The sequence below is a fragment of the Sinorhizobium sojae CCBAU 05684 genome, from assembly GCF_002288525.1.
GTDB classification, from domain to species: Bacteria; Pseudomonadota; Alphaproteobacteria; order Rhizobiales; family Rhizobiaceae; genus Sinorhizobium; species Sinorhizobium sojae.
In genome coordinates, this window is sequence record NZ_CP023067.1 from 492,371 (window position 1) to 505,747 (window position 13,377).

13 protein-coding genes are annotated in these 13,377 nt (G+C 64.7%); 3 read left to right on the forward strand and 10 right to left on the reverse strand.

Going from position 1 to position 13,377, the window contains the following annotated elements:
* Nucleotides 1-111: 111 nt before the first annotated feature.
* The 5 genes from dxs to SJ05684_RS02360 all read right to left on the reverse strand — a co-directional run bounded on the left by dxs (nt 112) and on the right by SJ05684_RS02360 (nt 5,572).
* A complete protein-coding gene (gene dxs, locus SJ05684_RS02340; protein WP_034852201.1) occupies nt 112-2,025 on the reverse strand; it encodes a 1-deoxy-D-xylulose-5-phosphate synthase in 1,914 nt (637 codons plus the stop codon).
* Nucleotides 2,026-2,184: 159 nt separating this feature from the next.
* Entirely contained in the window at nt 2,185-3,108 is a 924-nt protein-coding gene (locus SJ05684_RS02345) for a pirin family protein (RefSeq protein ID WP_095694193.1), read from the reverse strand.
* A gap of 244 nt (nt 3,109-3,352) precedes the next feature.
* Entirely contained in the window at nt 3,353-3,607 is a 255-nt protein-coding gene (locus SJ05684_RS02350; RefSeq protein ID WP_034852204.1) for an exodeoxyribonuclease VII small subunit, read from the reverse strand.
* Between the two features lie 3 nt (nt 3,608-3,610).
* On the reverse strand, nt 3,611-4,540 hold the full coding sequence (locus tag SJ05684_RS02355) for a histone deacetylase family protein (protein ID WP_034852436.1): 930 nt from the start codon (nt 4,538-4,540) through the stop codon (nt 3,611-3,613).
* 63 nt (nt 4,541-4,603) lie between these two features.
* The gene (locus tag SJ05684_RS02360) at nt 4,604-5,572 is read right to left on the reverse strand and encodes a zinc-dependent alcohol dehydrogenase family protein (RefSeq protein ID WP_034852206.1); all 969 of its coding nucleotides are present in this window, start codon (nt 5,570-5,572) and stop codon (nt 4,604-4,606) included.
* A gap of 14 nt (nt 5,573-5,586) precedes the next feature.
* On the opposite strand from SJ05684_RS02360, the gene SJ05684_RS02365 reads away from it, so the two are divergent.
* A complete protein-coding gene (locus SJ05684_RS02365; RefSeq protein WP_034852208.1) occupies nt 5,587-5,988 on the forward strand; it encodes an acyl-CoA thioesterase in 402 nt (133 codons plus the stop codon).
* Here SJ05684_RS02365 and SJ05684_RS02370 read toward each other — a convergent pair.
* From SJ05684_RS02370 to SJ05684_RS02390, 5 genes are read right to left on the reverse strand one after another with little or no spacing between them, the layout of a single operon-like run.
* Complete coding sequence (locus SJ05684_RS02370) at nt 5,976-7,166, reverse strand: thiolase family protein (protein ID WP_034852209.1); 1,191 nt, start codon at nt 7,164-7,166, stop codon at nt 5,976-5,978. The genes SJ05684_RS02365 and SJ05684_RS02370 overlap by 13 nt on opposite strands.
* Complete coding sequence (locus SJ05684_RS02375; protein WP_034852210.1) at nt 7,150-8,643, reverse strand: class I adenylate-forming enzyme family protein; 1,494 nt, start codon at nt 8,641-8,643, stop codon at nt 7,150-7,152. The genes SJ05684_RS02370 and SJ05684_RS02375 overlap by 17 nt, the downstream gene beginning before the upstream one ends.
* Before the next feature lie 4 nt (nt 8,644-8,647).
* Nucleotides 8,648-9,211, reverse strand: coding sequence for a biotin transporter BioY (locus SJ05684_RS02380; RefSeq protein ID WP_034852212.1), 564 nt, complete (start codon nt 9,209-9,211; stop codon nt 8,648-8,650).
* Between the two features lie 31 nt (nt 9,212-9,242).
* Nucleotides 9,243-9,848, reverse strand: coding sequence for an energy-coupling factor transporter transmembrane component T family protein (locus SJ05684_RS02385; RefSeq protein ID WP_034852213.1), 606 nt, complete (start codon nt 9,846-9,848; stop codon nt 9,243-9,245).
* On the reverse strand, nt 9,842-10,522 hold the full coding sequence (locus tag SJ05684_RS02390; RefSeq protein WP_034852216.1) for an energy-coupling factor ABC transporter ATP-binding protein: 681 nt from the start codon (nt 10,520-10,522) through the stop codon (nt 9,842-9,844). Before SJ05684_RS02390 ends, SJ05684_RS02385 begins: the two co-directional genes overlap by 7 nt.
* A 142-nt stretch (nt 10,523-10,664) precedes the next feature.
* Between SJ05684_RS02390 and SJ05684_RS02395 the strand changes: the two genes are divergently transcribed.
* On the forward strand, nt 10,665-11,867 hold the full coding sequence (locus SJ05684_RS02395; protein WP_034852218.1) for a winged helix-turn-helix domain-containing protein: 1,203 nt from the start codon (nt 10,665-10,667) through the stop codon (nt 11,865-11,867).
* A gap of 65 nt (nt 11,868-11,932) precedes the next feature.
* Nucleotides 11,933-13,348: a metalloprotease TldD gene (gene tldD, locus SJ05684_RS02400; protein ID WP_034852437.1), complete on the forward strand. Its 1,416-nt coding sequence runs from the start codon at nt 11,933-11,935 to the stop codon at nt 13,346-13,348.
* The last annotated feature ends 29 nt before the right edge of the window (nt 13,349-13,377 follow it).

Below are 13,377 nucleotides of genomic sequence, written 5' to 3' on the forward strand. Positions count from 1 at the left end.
CAATGCAAGGGCCGCTATTCAAGTCACGGATGATGACCATGGCAGCGAAACCCCTCTGGCCTGCAGACTGGGGGCGCGGAGACTGAGCTTAAGCTCGTGGAAGGGCACTCCTCAACCGGCCGCGCCGAAACCGACCGAGTGCTTCTGCCCGAGCGCCGTGAAGACCGTCGAGACGATGCCGGCGCGATCAAGTCCGGCGAGGGCATACATTGCTTCGGGTTTCGCCTGTTCCATCCAGATATCCGGCATCACCATCGGCCGCACCCGAAGACCGCCGTCGAGCAGGCCCTCTTCGGCCAGGAAATGCAAGACGTGGCTGGCGAAACCGCCGATCGAACCCTCCTCGATGGTAATCAGCACTTCGTGGTGCCGCGCAAGCTGGCGGATCAGGTCCTGGTCGAGCGGCTTGGCGAAGCGAGCGTCTGCGACTGTCGTCGAGAGGCCGGCGGCATCGAGGTCCTCGGCGGCCATCAGACAGTCGGCAAGCCGCGTGCCGAAGGAAAGCAGCGCGACCTTCGTGCCCTCCTTGAGGATGCGGCCCTTGCCGATCGCGAGGACATCGCCCCGCTCCGGCAGCTCGACGCCGACGCCTTCGCCGCGCGGATATCGGAAGGAAATCGGGCCTTCGTCATAGGCCGCGGCGGTGCGCACCATGTGCTTCAGTTCCGCCTCGTCGGCTGCCGCCATCACCACGAAGCCCGGCAGCGATGCGAGATAGGTCGTGTCGAAGGAACCGGCGTGGGTCGGACCATCGGCGCCGACGAAGCCGGCGCGGTCGATCGGGAAGCGCACCGGCAGGCCTTGGATCGCCACGTCATGCACGACCTGATCATAGGCGCGCTGCAGGAAGGTGGAATAGAGCGCCGCGAAGGGCTTGTATCCTTCCGCCGCCAGGCCGGCGGCGAAGGTCACGGCGTGCTGCTCGGCAATGCCGACGTCGAAACAGCGCGAGGGATGCACGGCCGCGAACCGGTCGAGCCCGGTGCCGGACGGCATGGCCGCGGTGATCGCCACGATCTTGTCGTCGAGCGCCGCTTCCTGGACAAGTGCGTCTGCAAAGACCGAGGTGTAGGCGGGCGCGTTCGGCTTCGCCTTGGCCTGGGCACCGGTGATCACATCGAACTTGTTGACGCCGTGATATTTGTCGGCAGCGGCCTCCGCCGGCGGATAGCCCTTGCCCTTCTGCGTCACGACATGGATCAGGACCGGGCCTCTCGCGTTGTCGCGGACATTGCGCAGGACCGGCAGCAGATGGTCGAAGGAATGCCCGTCGATCGGGCCGATATGGTAGAAGCCCATCTCCTCGAAGAGCGTGCCGCCGGTGACGTAGCCGCGCGCATGCTCGACGGCGCGGGTGATAGCGCGATCGACGGTCTTGCCGAGATAGGCAGTCAGCTTCTTGCCGACCTCGCGGATGCCCATGTAGGTCCGGCCCGAGGCCAGCCGCGCCAGATAGGCGCTCATGGCGCCCGTCGGCGGCGCGATCGACATGTCGTTGTCGTTGAGGATGACGATCAGGCGGGCGTCGAGAGCCCCGGCATTGTTGAGCGCCTCATAGGCCATGCCGGCCGACAATGCGCCGTCGCCGATGACGGCGATGACATTGCGGTTCTTGCCGTCGAGATCGGCGGCGACAGCCATGCCGAGGCCGGCGGAAATCGAGGTCGAGGAATGCGCGGCGCCGAAGGGATCGTATTCGCTTTCGGCGCGTCGGGTGAAGCCGGAAAGCCCGCCCTCCTGGCGCAGCGTGCGGATCCGGTCGCGACGCCCGGTGAGAATCTTGTGGGGATAGCACTGGTGCCCGACATCGAAGATCAGCCGGTCATGCGGCGTATCGAAGATCTTGTGGATGGCGATCGTCAGTTCGACGACGCCAAGGCCGGCGCCGAGGTGGCCGCCGGTGCGCGACACCGCGTCGATCATTTCCGCGCGCAATTCGCTTGCCAGCTGCGGCAGGTCCCGGTCGTCAATCCTCTTCAGATCGTCAGGGACATTGACCTTGTCGAGCAAAGGAGTTGCAGGCATTGGAGTGGTCGGCAATTGTGTCACGCTTATCGCCCTGTGCGCACCGGCCCTCGGGCGCGATCCTTGTTGTTGTGTCCGTCAAGACGGCTGTTTAGACGCAATCGCCGTTGAATGCAAAATTGGGCTTTCCTGCGTCTTTGACCGAGAACTTAACGAAAATTAGCCTGCGGGCAAAGGGATGAAGTCCGTTTCATCCCCCGGAACGATATCGAATCGTCCACTTCGCCATTCTTCTTTCGCCTTGTCGATCCGCTCCTTGGAGGAGGAGACGAAATTCCACCAGATATGGCGGGGCGAACCGAGCGCCGCGCCGCCGAAGAGCATGACGTGGCAGCCGGTCGGACCGGCCGTGATGGTGATCTCGTCGCCCGGTCGAAAGACGAGAAGCCGGTTGTCGGTAAAGTGATCGCCGGCGATGATCGCCTCGCCCGACAGAATATAGAGCGCACGCTCCTCCCATTGAGCCGCAAAGGGCGCGCTTCTGCCTGCGTCGATCGTGAGGTCGACATAGATCGTCTCGGTGAAGACTGAGACGGGCGAGACTGCACCCTCGAACTGGCCAATGACGACCCTTGCGCGCACGCCCCGATCGGCGAGATGCGGCAGCATTCGCTCCTCCGTATGGGTGAAGATCGGATCGATCTCTTCCTTGTCGTCGGGCAGCGCCAGCCAGGTCTGCAATCCGGAGAGCGAGCGATCGTGTCCGCGCTGGTTTTCCGGCGAGCGCTCGGAATGGACGATGCCGCACCCGGCCGTCATCAGGTTCACGTCGCCCGGCCGAATCACCATCTCGGTACCGAGACTGTCTCGATGCTTGATCTGGCCGTCGAACAGATAGGTGACGGTCGAAAGCCCGATATGCGGATGCGGCCGCACGTCGATCGCTTCGCCCGCTCGCATAAGGGCCGGCCCCATCCTGTCGAAGAAGATGAACGGCCCGACGAGCCGCCGCCGCGCCGTCGGCAGGGCGCGACGCACCTCCAGCCCGCCAATATCGCTGGTGCGCGGAATGATCAGATGCTCGATGGCGTCACAGGCCGGCTTGTCGCCGGCAAGCGGGTCGGGACCGGGAAAGAAGGACATGGCACGCGCTCCGTCTGGTGGTCAGCTTCAACTTACCGTGTCCACTGCTCGCGGTCGAAACGCGAGTGCGCGATTTGCCCCTCACCCTCACCCTCTCCCCGCAGGCGGGCAGAGGGGACTGAGACGCTGCGGCAAGGCCCTTCGCCCCGCTTGCGGGGAGAAGGTGCCGGTCCACCCTCCGCAACTGCTGCGGAGGACGGGCAGGCGGATGAGGGCAATTTCGGCAAGCGGGCCCTCTCGTCCCTTACTGCTCCGCATCCAGCGGATCGACGCCCTGGGGACGGCCGGCACGGTCGAGGCGGATCTTTTCGATGCGGTCCTCGGCCGCCTTCAACAGTGTCTCGCAATGCTTCTTCAAGGCCTCGCCGCGCTCGTATATCTCGATGGACTTGTCGAGCGCCACATCACCGCGTTCGAGCGCCGAGACGATGCGCTCCAGTTCCTCGACGGCCTGCTCGAAGGAGAGGGTGGAGACGTCCGGTTGTGCGTTGGTGTTCATCAATTACCCTCTCATCAGTCTCAGTATGTGCATGGCGGCTGATTCGGCGAGCCCTTCGAGATCATAGCCGCCCTCGAGCAAACTGACGACGCGATTGCCGGAGCTCTTGCCGGCAACCTCCATCAGGCGTCCCGTTGCCCAATCGAAATCCTCCGCCATCAGGTTGAGCTGCGCCAAAGGATCGCGGTAATGCGCGTCGAAGCCGGCGGAGATCAGCACGAGGTCCGGGCGGAAATTGTCGAGTGAGGTCAGAATGCGAGCGCGGAATGCGTCGCGGAAATGCTCGCTGCCGCTGTTGGGCGACAGCGGAGCATTGACTATGTTGTGCTTTACGCCCGTCTCCTCCTTGGCACCGGTGCCGGGATAGAGCGGCATCTGGTGGGTGGAGCAGAAGAGCACCGAAGGGTCGTTCCAGAAGATGTCCTGTGTGCCGTTGCCGTGGTGCACGTCCCAATCGACGATCGCCACCCGCTCGACGCCATGCGCCCGCTGCGCGTGACGCGCGGCGATCGCGACCGTGTTGAAGAAGCAGAAGCCCATCGGCCTGTTCTTCTCCGCGTGATGGCCGGGCGGGCGAGCCGCGATAAAGGCATTGTCCGCCTCGCCGGAGAAGACGGCATCCACGGCCGCGACTGCGGCGCCAATGCCTGTCATGGCTGCATCGAGGCTCGATGGGCAGGCAAAGGTGTCCGCTTCGATCTGCGAGATATCCTCTTCCGGAATCCATTTCTTGATCGAGCACAGATGCTCCTCGGTATGGGCAAGAAGAACCAGATCCTCGCTGCCTTTCGGCGCCTCTACCCTCTTCAGCTCGGCAAAGTTCGGGTGCTCCAGCGCAAGGTTCAGTGCCTTCAGCCGATCCGGCCTTTCGGGGTGTCCTTCCGGAACGATATGTTCCAGAAAAATCGGATTTTCATAGAGCTGCGTGGTCATCTGCGCAAAGCTAGTGCGCGCGCCCGTCAAAATCCATGGCAGCGACCACAATTCTGCCGATTTTCAACAGCGCGGATCGATGAGGATCTTGCCGTCCCGATGCGGATCGGCTTGGTGCGCCAGGGCATCGGCGAGCCGTCCCAAGGGATAGGTAGCGGCAACCGGGCTTGAAAAGAGCCCGTCGCGCAGTCCCGCGAAGCTTCGGGCAAAAGCGGCATCGATCGCGCCGCGACCGGCGGAATGTACCCAGTTTCTCAGCCACAGGAAGGCAAAGCGGACATCGGGCCGGGCGGCGATTGCCGCCGGCGGCACCGGAACGTTGCTCAGCGCTCCATACTGGATCAAAGTGCCACCGGGATGAATGGACCGGCGGATCAGTTCGCCGGCAAACGTGCCGCCGACCGCGTCGAGCACCGCTTCGAAGATCGTTGCCGGGGGAAGCCCGCTGCCATCGGTGACGATGACCCTCTGCTCCGCGTCGAAGCGGCCGCGGCTTTTGTCGCTGCGAAGGATCGCCGTCGGCACCGCACCTTCGCGTTCAACGAGCTTCATCAGCATGCCGCCGATTGCCGAGCCCGCCGCGGTGACGGCGACCGAGCGGCCCGCCAGAGAGCCGAAATATCTGCGCAGATCCTCGACCAGCCGAAGCGCCGTCAGCGGGTTGACATAGCTCATGGCGGCTTCGCTGTCGCTGATATCGTCCGGCACGCGAAAGCACCATTCGGCCGGGCGCACGAGAAACTGCTGCCACAGCCCGCTCGCGCCGATCGGGATCACACGATCGCCGGGATTGAGATCGCGGACGCCCGGGCCGATGCGGCTCACCACGCCGACACCCTCGAAACCGGGCACGAAGGGCAGTTCGGTGCGGGCGCGATAGGCGCCGGTGACCGGGATGAGGTCCGAAGGATTGATCGCCGCGAGCGCGATTTCGATCTCCACTTCCCCGGCTGCCGGCTCAATGAGGGGGGCGTCCACAAGCTCTATCACTTGTTCCGGATCGCCAAACTGTCTAACCAGGGTGGAGCGCATGGGAAGGGTCTCGCATGGACGGCATCAAGCGGGAGAATGTCACGGAAATCCGCATTCCGTTTCGCGATATAGACATGCATGGGCACATGCACAATGCGGCCTATTACGCGCATGCGGAAGCGGCGCTTTCCAATCTCTGGCGGCACCGCCCGGCTGTCGAGCACGAGCCGGCCTATCTCGTGCGCCGTTCGGCCTGCATCTTCCATCGGGGTCTGCGTTTCGACGACCCCGCCCGCTTCACCGTGACCGTCGCCAAGGTCGGAGGCAGTTCGGTGAGCTTTGCCGTTCGTGTCGAGACCGGCGAAGCGCTTGCTGCCGAGATCGAAATCGTCTGGGTCGCCGTCGATCGCGGGCGCCACCAGCCGGTGCAATTGCCGGCGGCAACCCGTGAATGGCTCGCCGGCTATCTCTCCTGATCGAGGCGACGGCCGCGGAAATGCGCGACAATACCCATGCCGCCGCCGACGCCCATCATTGCCAATCCCTGACTTTCAGACGTCGCAAGCATCTGCGAAAACAGTCGCACGACCAGGATGGCGCCGGAAGCGCCATAGGGGTGGCCGAGCGCAATCGCGCCGCCGTCAAGATTGACGCGCTCTGGCATGATTGCGAGCCGGTCGAGGCTGCCCAGGACCTGCGAGGCGAATGCCTCATTGAACTCGATGAAGTCGATATCGGCAATGTCGAGTCCCGGATTGCGGGTGCGAAGCCTTGCCATCGCCGGAACGGGTCCTAGCCCGAGAAGGTTCGGGTCGACCCCGGCCGTGGCGGCATCGATGAACTCGAGCGCGAAGGAAATCTCGAGCCGGCGTGCTTCGGCGAGGCTCGTCACCAGCACCATAGCGGCGCCATCGTTGATCGGGCAGGCATTGCCGGCGGTGACGGTGCCGCCCCGGACGAAAACCGGCTTCAGCCGGGCGAGCGTTTCTGCGGACGCATTGGCGCGTGGGCATTCATCCGTGGCAACCGGGCCGGACGGGGTCGTGACCGGCACGACCTCGCGCGTGAAGCGCCCGGCAGCCTCCGCCGACACGGCGCGGCGGTGGCTTTCCAGCGCAAACTGATCCTGGCGCTCCCGTGAGATGCCGCAGGCGGTCGCGACGTTTTCGGCCGCGACGCCCATATCCGGATCGCCGATGAAATCGGGCGCCATGCGTGCGCGCTTCACCGGTCGCAGTTCCTCGCCCCGCACAAGCGGCGGCCGGAGTCGGATATGGGCGCGGCTCGCGCTCTCCGTGCCGCCGGCGATATAGAACCGTCCCGCACCGGCCTGGATCTGCCGGGCGGCAAGCACGATAGCCTCAAGACCCGAGCCGCATTGGCGATCGACCGTGACGCCGGGAATGGATACCGGCAGATGGGCTTCGAGGGCGGCCAGTCGGGCGAGATTGCCGGCGCTGTTTGCGGCGTTGCCGAGGACCACGTCGTCGATCTCGCCACCGTCCATGCCTGTATCAGCGATAATGCTTTCGATCAGCACGGCGGCAAGGCTTGCGGGCTCCACGTGGGCCAGGCTGCCATTGACGCGGCCGATCGGCGTGCGCAAGGCAGCGATGATGACTGGTGTGCGGGACGGATCAGATGAGGCGTTCAAGGGCAGGGTTCTCCTCCGCAATCCATTGCCGGAGTTCCTTGGCGGCGACCTTGCCGGAGGCGGTCATCGGCATGTGCCGGCAGAGCCAGATCTTGCGCGGATGCTTGTAGCGCGGCAGCGCGTCAGCAAGATGGCGCGCCAGCGCGGCCCGATCGAAGGAGCCGTTCGGCTGGATGATCGCCGCAAGCTCGCTGCCGAGTTCGGGGTGATCGAGGCCGAAGACGCAAACCGCCTCGACCCCGGCAGCCGCCATCATGACCGCTTCTACCTCGGAAGGGTAGATGTTGTTGCCGCCGGAGAGGAGCATGCCGCCGGCACGGCCGATCAAATGCAGCGTGCCGTCGGCATCCAGGAAGCCGAGATCGCCGACCGTTCCGAGGGCGCCTTGCCTTCGAAAGCCCGCGCCGTCGCGCGCGCCGATATATCCATCCGAGATCAATTCGCTTTCGACGAAGATCGTTCCTGTTTCGCCCTGGGGCAGCGTGTTGCCGTCGTCGTCAAGGATCGCCAGGCGAACGCCGGGGAATGCCCTGCCGACTGCCGTCGGACCGTGCCTGTCCGCGGCACCGGAGCAGGTGATGAAGCCGAGTTCCGAGGCGCCGTAATATTCGGTGACCGCCGCGCCGGGGAAGGTGCGGCGCGCTGCCTGCCGGTCGGCGGGCGTCAGCTTGGCGCCGGCGCTGGTGATCTTCTCGACCGAATTCCAGGCGCGCCCCCGCGCCTCGGCGCAGAGCCGCCGCAGCATGGTCGGCACGAGCACGAGCCGCTTGACGTTTCGCTCGGCGATCTCGTTCAGCGCCGGACGTGGTTCGAAATGCGCTGCGCCAATGAATTCGGCGCCTGCCCAAAGGCACTCCGCAAGGGCGTAAAGCGTCAGACCATGCGCAAGCGGTCCGGGCGCATAGGTCGTCGTCTCCGGCCCAATCCCGAAGAAGCTCTGGCCGGCTTCGAGACTGATGCGCCAAGAGCGGCGATCGCGGACGATCGCTTTCGGTTCGCCGGTCGTGCCGGAGGTAAAGACGACGAGGAACGGCTCCGCGCCATCGCCGACCTGGAGCGGCAAAGAGCCGGAGAACGCATCCAATGCGTGGCTTTGCCCGGCGGACGGCACTTCGACGCGCAGCAAATCGCCATCGGGGCGGATGACGATCTCGGGGCGCAGTTGCGCCTTCATCCGCCGGCGCGTCGCTTCCGGCAGGTGCGGATCGATAAGGGCGGCGCAATTGCCACCGGCTGTCGCGGCGATGAAGGCCGCGGCAAAGAGCGGATGGTTGCCGATCTCGAGCGCGATCAGGCGCGCGCGGCCGGACAGGACGCTTTGCCGGGTCGCCTGTGCGGCAGTCCGCTCGATGGCATAGAGCATGCGGCCGGCGTCCGCGGCCAACTCCTCGAAGGAGAAGACCCGGCTCTCCATGCGGAAAGCCGGGGCGTGCGGGCTCTCAGCCGCATGGAGCGCGATCGCGCCGGAAAGCGGCATTGCCTCAGGCGCGGGCCGGCAGCAACGGATAGCCGGCGTAGACGGCACGCGCCGCCAGCGTGGCGATCGCGGCCTTCAAGAGGTCGCCCGGGATAAAGGCCAGCGAACCGCCTGCGGCGGCGAGGAACGGCGTGCCCGTGACGAAGGAAAGCCACGGAACGCCGATCGCATAGAGCACGAGAATGCCGCCGACCACCGAAGCGACGAAGAAACCGATGAACTGGCGGCCCTCCGAAATTCCGGGTCGGATGGCGCGCTCGGCGATCAGGCCGGTGACATAGGCGGCGACGGCCCAGCCAAGGATGAATCCGCCGGAGGGGCCGGCGAAGATGGCGAGGCCGCCGCGGCCACCGGACAGGACCGGCAAGCCGATCGCGACCAGGAGAATGAAGAGCAGGAAGGAGAGCGCCGCGCGCCTGGCGCCGATGATGCAGCCGGCAAGCATGACGCCCATCGACTGGGCTGTGATCGGAACCGGGATGAAGCCGAGAGTGATCGGTGGAATGAGGCCGAGCACGACGACGATCGCGGCGAAAAGCGCTATGAGGACGAGGTCTCTGGTGTTCATGTGGTCCTACCCTCTATTAGAAATCGCGAATTCATTGACGGCGAAAACCGCGGGCGTCAATGGCGGCCGCAATCGTATCCGCATCTTTCAACGTCAGGATGATGAGCGGACCGATGATCGTGAGCGACCTGATCGGCACTCCGCGTGCGCGATGCGCCTCCCTGATAGCCTGGTAGCGGGCGAAGATATCGGGAACGAAGCGCAGCACGAGGCCGAGCGCGAGGCTGACATCGGCCGCTTGAACCAGGCCCAGGCGCTCGATCGGCCTCAACAGAGCCGTCACCGCGTCCATGAACGCGCCGATCGTCGTCGTCGCCGTGACGGCCGCGGCAAAGAGGACGAGCGCCATGAGCCTGAGGACGAGGGCAAACACGTCAGGGACCGGAATGAGAAAGAGATTGACGAGGGCGAGCACCAGGATGGTGAAGAAGACGAAGCCGACGCGCGCAAACGCCTGGCGAAGCGTCAGGCCGAGCGAGAAATAGAGTCCGCCGCAGAACAGAAATGCCGGCAGCAGCAGCAACAATGAGTTGGTCGTAAAGAGCGCGATGCTGAGGGCGAGGAGGGCAATCAGCTTCGCCCGCACCGGCGCGCGGTGAAACCAGGTCTGGCCCTCGACATAGAGGCTCGTCAGCATCCGGCGACCTCGTGGTAGTGCCGGATGGTCTCGCCCGGGCTCCCATCGGCGATCAGCCTGCCCTCGTGAAAGAGCAAAAGCCGCTCGACGCCTTCGACGAGCCCCAGATCGTGGGTGATGACGATCGTGTCCTCGTCGAGCGCCTCGATCGTTTCTGCGACCATGCGGCGATTGCGCAGGTCGAGCTGGTTGGTCGGCTCGTCGAGGATCAGGATTTTCGGCCCGGTGACGACGACGCTCGCCATGGCGACCAGCTGCGTCTCGCCTCCTGACAGCTCGTGCACCCGCCGCCTGGCGAGATGGCTGACGCCGAAGCGCTGCAGCACCGCCTCCGTTCGAAGTGAGATCTCCTTGGCCGGCAGACCGCGATTCTTCAGGCCGAAGGCGATGTCGTCGGAGACGATCGGCATGATCAACTGGTGCTGCGGGTTCTGGAAGATGAAGCCGGCCTCGGCGAGCACGGCCCGGTCGTCCTTGACCGTATCGAGACCATTGACCTCGACGCGCCCCGTCGTCGGCTTGACGAGGCCGTTGATCAGCCGGGCGAAAGTGGTCTTGCCGCAGCCGTTGAGACCGATGATGCCGATGCGCCGTTCATTGAGGGTGAGGGCCAGCGGGTGAAGCGCGACCCTATCGCCGAAGCGGACAGAACAATCGGTAAGGCGGATATCCAAGCCTCGTATCCTCTCCTGGTATCCTCGCGCATTTCGTGCTCGCTCTATAGGCAAGTCGACGGGTAAGGGCAATGCGGCACTGCCCGGATGCTCGCGGCGAAAGGGCATTTGAAAAATGGGAATATAAGCCTATCCTCGGAACATGACGATTCGCCTCTCCAATCGCGATGCCCGGCGCATCTTTCTTTCCACGCAGGGTCTCTCTACCGCGCCGCACCGCGCGCTCGGCAAGGAAGGGCTGCTTCAGCTCATCCACGACATCGGCTTCGTGCAGGTGGACAGCATTGCGACCGTCGAGCGCGCCCATCACCAGATCCTGTTTTCCCGCAACCAGACTTACCGTCGGGAGCACCTGACGGAGCTTCTCGAAAAGGACGGCGAGCTCTTCGAGCATTGGACGCATGACGCCTCGATCATTCCGAGCAGTTTCTTCGTCTATTGGAAGCACCGCTTCAAATGGGAAGCCGAAACGCTTAGCGAGCGCTGGCGCAAGTGGCGCGGCGACGGGTTCGATGCCGGTTGCGATGAGACCTATGAACGGATCGCAAGCAACGGCGCGGTCATGGCGCGTGATCTCAAGGAGGAGGATCACGAGTCCGGCGGCTGGTGGAACTGGCACCCGTCGAAGACGGCGCTCGAAGTGTTGTGGAGGCAGGGCAGGCTCGCCATCGCCCGGCGCGAGAACTTCCAGAAGGTCTATGATCTCACCGAACGTGTCATTCCCGCGCGTCATTACGAGGGCGATGTCGGCCACGAGGAATTCGTCGACTGGGCCTGCCGCAGCGCACTTGAGCGGCTCGGTTTTGCGACCCATGGCGAGATCGCCGCTTTCTGGGATCTCGTATCGCCGGGGGAGGCCAAGACCTGGGTGGCGGCCCATCGCGACGAGCTCTGCGAGGTCGCCATCGACACCGCCAATGGCGGCAAGCCCCGCCCGTCCTACGCCTTCGCAGGCTTTCCCAACACGCTCGGCGAGATTGCCGATCCGCCCGGCCGCATCCGGGTGCTGAGCCCTTTCGACCCTTTGCTGCGCGACCGCAACCGCACCGAACGACTCTTCGGCTTCTTCTATCGCATCGAGGTTTTCGTGCCCGAACCGAAGCGCGAATATGGCTACTATGTTTTTCCGCTGCTCGAAAGCGACCGCCTGATCGGCCGCATCGACATGAAAGCCGACCGCAAGCGCGGCAGCCTCGACGTGCGCCGCCTTTGGCTGGAGCCGGGCGTCAGGGCCACGTCCGGCCGCATGGAGAAGCTTGCCGCAGAACTTGACCGCATCGCCCGCTTTGCCGGCGTCGGCGAGATCAAGCTGCTCGACGGTTGGAACGCCGGCATGTCCACCTGAGCTTTTTTCTTGGCTTGCGGCCTCGCGCTCCCTAAATGGAGCAGGAATCCTTCATGGAGCAGACGATGGACACCAACCTGATAAGCCTCTTCGACGCGGACGAGGCGACGGTCCGCAAGGTTCTCTCCGAAACGCTTTCCGGGGCCGATGACGGCGAGCTCTTCCTGGAGCATTCACAGGCGGAGGTGCTCTCCTTCGACAATGGCCGCCTGAAGGGCGGCAGCTTCAATACCGACCAGGGCTTCGGTCTCAGGGCGGTGGCCGGCGATGCCGTCGGCTACGCCCATGCCGGGGAACTGTCGCTCTCGGCCTTGAAGCGGGCGTCGGACGCGGTCGGGCAGGTGACTCGCGGCTACTCGGGGAGCTACGCCGCAGCCCCGCAACGCACGAATAAGAAGCTCTACGGCGACGAGAACCCGATCGGCGAACCGACTTTCGACGCCAAGGTGAGGCTGCTGCAGGAAATCGATGCCTTTCTGCGCGCCAAGGAGCCGAAGGTCCGGCAGGTGAGCGCGACGGTCTCCGCCAGCTGGCAGGTGGTGGACATCCTGAGAGCCGACGGCCATCGCGTCCACGACGTCCGGCCGATGACCCGCATCAATATCTCGGTCGTGGTCGGTGAGGGCGACCGCCAGGAAACAGGCACCTTCGGCACAGGCGGCCGGCGCGGCTTCGGCGACCTCATCGTCGAAGATAACTGGAAGCGGGGCGCCGACGAGGCGTTGCGCCAGGCGCTTGTCAACCTCTCGGCGATCGATGCGCCAGCGGGCACCATGGATGTCGTGCTCGCCTCTGGCTGGCCGGGCGTGATGCTGCACGAGGCCGTCGGCCACGGCCTCGAGGGTGACTTCAATCGCAAGAGAACGTCCGCCTTCGCAGGCCTCATGGGCGAACAGGTGGCCGCCAAGGGCGTGACCGTCGTCGACGACGGCACGATTGAAGCGCGGCGCGGCTCGATCTCGGTCGACGACGAGGGTACGCCGTCGGGCTACAACGTGCTCATCGAAGATGGCAAGCTCGTCGGCTATATGCAGGATCGTCAGAATGCCCGCCTCATGGGCATGGAGCCGACCGGAAACGGCCGCCGCCAGGGTTATGCCCATGTGCCGATGCCGCGTATGACCAACACCTACATGCTCGCCGGCGGCCACACGCCGGAAGAGATCCTCGCATCGGTGAAGAAGGGCATCTACGCCGTATCCTTCGGCGGCGGTCAGGTGGACATCACTTCCGGCAAATTCGTGTTCGGCTGCACCGAGGCCTATCTGATCGAGGATGGCAAGATCGGTGCACCGGTGAAAGGCGCGATGCTGATCGGCAACGGACCCGAGGCGATGCGCCGGGTGACGATGGTCGGCAACGATATGAAGCTCGACACCGGCATCGGCAATTGTGGCAAAGGGGGGCAATGGGTGCCCGTCGGCGTCGGACAGCCGCATCTGCGAATGGACCAGATCACCGTGGGCGGTACACAAGCGTAAGACGACGGAAGTGCCCCGGGTCCCGGCGG

Excerpts from the sequence above, each read along its gene's own strand:
- dxs (WP_034852201.1), bottom strand. The coding sequence starts at position 2,025 with ATGCCTGCAACTCCTTTGCTCGACAAGGTCAATGTCCCTGACGATCTG.
- SJ05684_RS02345 (WP_095694193.1), bottom strand. The coding sequence starts at position 3,108 with ATGTCCTTCTTTCCCGGTCCCGACCCGCTTGCCGGCGACAAGCCGGCC.
- SJ05684_RS02350 (WP_034852204.1), bottom strand. The coding sequence starts at position 3,607 with ATGAACACCAACGCACAACCGGACGTCTCCACCCTCTCCTTCGAGCAG.
- SJ05684_RS02355 (WP_034852436.1), bottom strand. The coding sequence starts at position 4,540 with ATGACCACGCAGCTCTATGAAAATCCGATTTTTCTGGAACATATCGTT.
- SJ05684_RS02360 (WP_034852206.1), bottom strand. The coding sequence starts at position 5,572 with ATGCGCTCCACCCTGGTTAGACAGTTTGGCGATCCGGAACAAGTGATA.
- SJ05684_RS02365 (WP_034852208.1), top strand. The coding sequence starts at position 5,587 with ATGGACGGCATCAAGCGGGAGAATGTCACGGAAATCCGCATTCCGTTT.
- SJ05684_RS02375 (WP_034852210.1), bottom strand. The coding sequence starts at position 8,643 with ATGCCGCTTTCCGGCGCGATCGCGCTCCATGCGGCTGAGAGCCCGCAC.
- SJ05684_RS02380 (WP_034852212.1), bottom strand. The coding sequence starts at position 9,211 with ATGAACACCAGAGACCTCGTCCTCATAGCGCTTTTCGCCGCGATCGTC.
- SJ05684_RS02385 (WP_034852213.1), bottom strand. The coding sequence starts at position 9,848 with ATGCTGACGAGCCTCTATGTCGAGGGCCAGACCTGGTTTCACCGCGCG.
- SJ05684_RS02395 (WP_034852218.1), top strand. The coding sequence starts at position 10,665 with ATGACGATTCGCCTCTCCAATCGCGATGCCCGGCGCATCTTTCTTTCC.
- tldD (WP_034852437.1), top strand. The coding sequence starts at position 11,933 with ATGGACACCAACCTGATAAGCCTCTTCGACGCGGACGAGGCGACGGTC.